Below are 2444 nucleotides of genomic sequence, written 5' to 3' on the forward strand. Positions count from 1 at the left end.
CGTGATCGCGCGTTCGGCTTCGTTGGCGTCTTTCTGCTCGACGATAGCGGTCACTTTGCCGTCGGCATTGCGCACGATTCGGCCGTAACCCGTCGTCGACAGCATGGCCGTTAAACGTCGCGGTGACGTACGTAAAGCCAAGCTGTACTACCTGCGTGACCTGTCCGGTAAAGCAGCTCGCATCAAGGAAAAACTGGCTTAAGTCCAGCTTCCGATGCAGAAAAAAGCAGCCTTCGGGCTGCTTTTTTGTTGCCCGCGATTTACCTCCCGCCAACCTGTGGGAGCGTGGCTTGCCCGCGAATCGATCTACCAGGCACCGCAAACACGTCAGGCACTGTAAAGCCCTGTCCGGCTATGAAAGACTTACCCTCAGTTCCCCGCTACCTGAGCCTCTATGCCCGCCATCGACCACCCCCTGATAGACCAATTCCTCGACGCACTCTGGTTGGAAAAAGGCCTCTCCGATAACACCCGCGATGCCTATCGCAGCGACCTGGCCTTATTCAACGGCTGGCTGCAGGAAAAGGGCCTTGAGTTGATCAATGCTGGTCGCGAATTGATCCTCGATCACCTGGCCTGGCGCCTGGAGCAAAACTACAAGCCCCGTTCCACAGCACGATTCCTCTCCGGCGTACGTGGCTTCTATCGCTATTTGCTGCGGGAAAAGCTGATCGCCGTCGACCCGACCTTGCGCGTTGACATGCCGCAACTCGGCAGGCCGCTACCCAAATCCTTGTCGGAAGCGGATGTGGAAGCGCTGCTGAAGGCGCCGGACCTGAGCGAAGCGATCGGTCAACGTGACCGCGCCATGCTCGAAGTGCTTTACGCCTGTGGCTTGCGTGTGACGGAACTGATCAGCCTGACGCTGGAGCAGGTCAACCTGCGCCAGGGCGTGCTGCGGGTGGTGGGCAAGGGCAGCAAGGAGCGGCTGGTGCCGATGGGCGAGGAGGCGATTGTCTGGGTCGAGCGCTACATGTGCGATGCGCGTGGCGAGCTGCTTGGCGGACGTCCCAGCGATGTGCTGTTTCCCAGTCAGCGCGGCGAACAGATGACGCGTCAGACTTTCTGGCACCGGATCAAGCATCAGGCCAAGGTCGCGGGGATCGGCAAGTCGCTGTCGCCGCACACGTTGCGCCACGCGTTCGCCACCCATCTGCTCAACCACGGCGCCGATTTGCGCGTGGTGCAAATGCTGCTCGGCCACAGCGACCTGTCGACCACGCAGATCTACACCCACGTCGCCCGGGCCCGCCTGCAAGACCTGCACGCCAAACACCACCCGCGCGGCTAGCGAGTCCCGTATCGATGGACTGTGGTCTCTGTGGCGAGGGGGCTTGCCCCCGTTCGGCTGCACAGCGGTCGCAAATCTCGCACGCCGGTCCATCCGGCTATTCGAGATCACCAAAAAGGCGCTGCTTCGCAACCCGACGGGGGCAAGCCCCCTCGCCACAAGGGCCTTATGTGGTAGGCTTTGCCGGTTTGCACGATGGGCGTTTATGACCCGGTGTTTTGGCACTGGCGTTCTGATCGTCCCATTTGTCCGCCTTCAGGAGTTCTCATGCGTCTGATCCAGATTTTCGCCGTCGCAGCCATTGCGTTGGTCAGCACCTTTGCCGTCGCCGATGACGCGGCCGACAAAGCCATTCGTAAAAGCCTGGAAAACCTCCAGCTCGACGTGCCTGTCGAAACCATCACCGCCAGCCCGCTGCCAGGCCTGTACGAGGTCAAACTCAAAGGCAGCCGCGTACTTTATGCCAGCGCCGACGGCCAGTACGTGGTGCAGGGCTACATGTTCCAGCTCAAGGACGGCAAGCCGGTCAACCTGACCGAGAAAACCGAACGCCTGGGCATCTCCAAACTGGTCAACGAGATTCCGGTTGCAGAGACCGTGGTTTACCCGGCCATCGGCGAAACCAAATCGCACATCACCGTGTTCACCGACACCACCTGCCCGTATTGCCACAAGCTGCACGCCGAAGTGCCTGAGCTGAACAAGCGCGGCATCGAAGTGCGTTACGTCGCGTTCCCGCGCCAGGGCCTCGGCTCGCCGGGTGACGAACAACTGCAAGCGGTCTGGTGTTCCAAGGACAAAAAAGCCGCGATGGACAAAATGGTCGACGGCAAGGAAATCAAGGCCGCCAAGTGCGATAACCCGGTCTCCAAACAGTTCGCCCTCGGTCAGTCGATCGGTGTGAACGGTACACCGGCCATCGTTTTGGCCGACGGCCAGGTCATTCCGGGCTACCAGCCTGCGCCACAAGTCGCCAAACTGGCGCTGGGCGCGAAATAAAAATTCGCATCGTCACGGCCAGCCTTTGACGAGCATGGTCCAGCGGCAATAGTTGCCGGGCCGAAGCCTTGTCACTGTCAAGCGTGACCGCCTTGCAATCAGCGCCAGGTTGAAGGTCTTTCTCCGTCGGCACGTCGGCCGTATCCAGTTGCGT

At 60.6% G+C, this 2444-nt stretch carries 2 protein-coding genes and 3 pseudogenes; 3 read left to right on the top strand and 2 right to left on the bottom strand.

Annotated features, from left to right (window positions below):
• Window positions 1-93: pseudogene (locus tag ACQKP4_RS28815) on the bottom strand (hypothetical protein); the annotation flags it as partial.
• Here ACQKP4_RS28815 and ACQKP4_RS28820 point away from each other — a divergent pair.
• From ACQKP4_RS28820 to dsbC, 3 genes and pseudogenes are all read left to right on the top strand, one after another.
• A pseudogene (locus ACQKP4_RS28820) lies at window positions 89-202 on the top strand (50S ribosomal protein L19); the annotation flags it as partial. The pseudogenes ACQKP4_RS28815 and ACQKP4_RS28820 overlap by 5 nt on opposite strands.
• Window positions 203-394: 192 nt before the next feature.
• Complete coding sequence (xerD, locus tag ACQKP4_RS28825; protein WP_427637410.1) at window positions 395-1291, top strand: site-specific tyrosine recombinase XerD; 897 nt, start codon at window positions 395-397, stop codon at window positions 1289-1291.
• 267 nt (window positions 1292-1558) lie between these two features.
• Window positions 1559-2290 carry a bifunctional protein-disulfide isomerase/oxidoreductase DsbC gene (gene dsbC, locus ACQKP4_RS28830; RefSeq protein WP_427637411.1) on the top strand — a complete coding sequence of 244 codons (732 nt, stop codon included), beginning with the start codon at window positions 1559-1561 and terminating at the stop codon, window positions 2288-2290.
• Window positions 2291-2348: 58 nt separating this feature from the next.
• On the opposite strand, the pseudogene ACQKP4_RS28835 reads toward dsbC, so the two are convergent.
• Window positions 2349-2444: pseudogene (locus ACQKP4_RS28835) on the bottom strand (anti-sigma factor); the annotation flags it as partial.

It is taken from the genome of Pseudomonas sp. NPDC086278 (assembly GCF_050280905.1).
Classification (GTDB): Bacteria; Pseudomonadota; Gammaproteobacteria; order Pseudomonadales; family Pseudomonadaceae; genus Aquipseudomonas.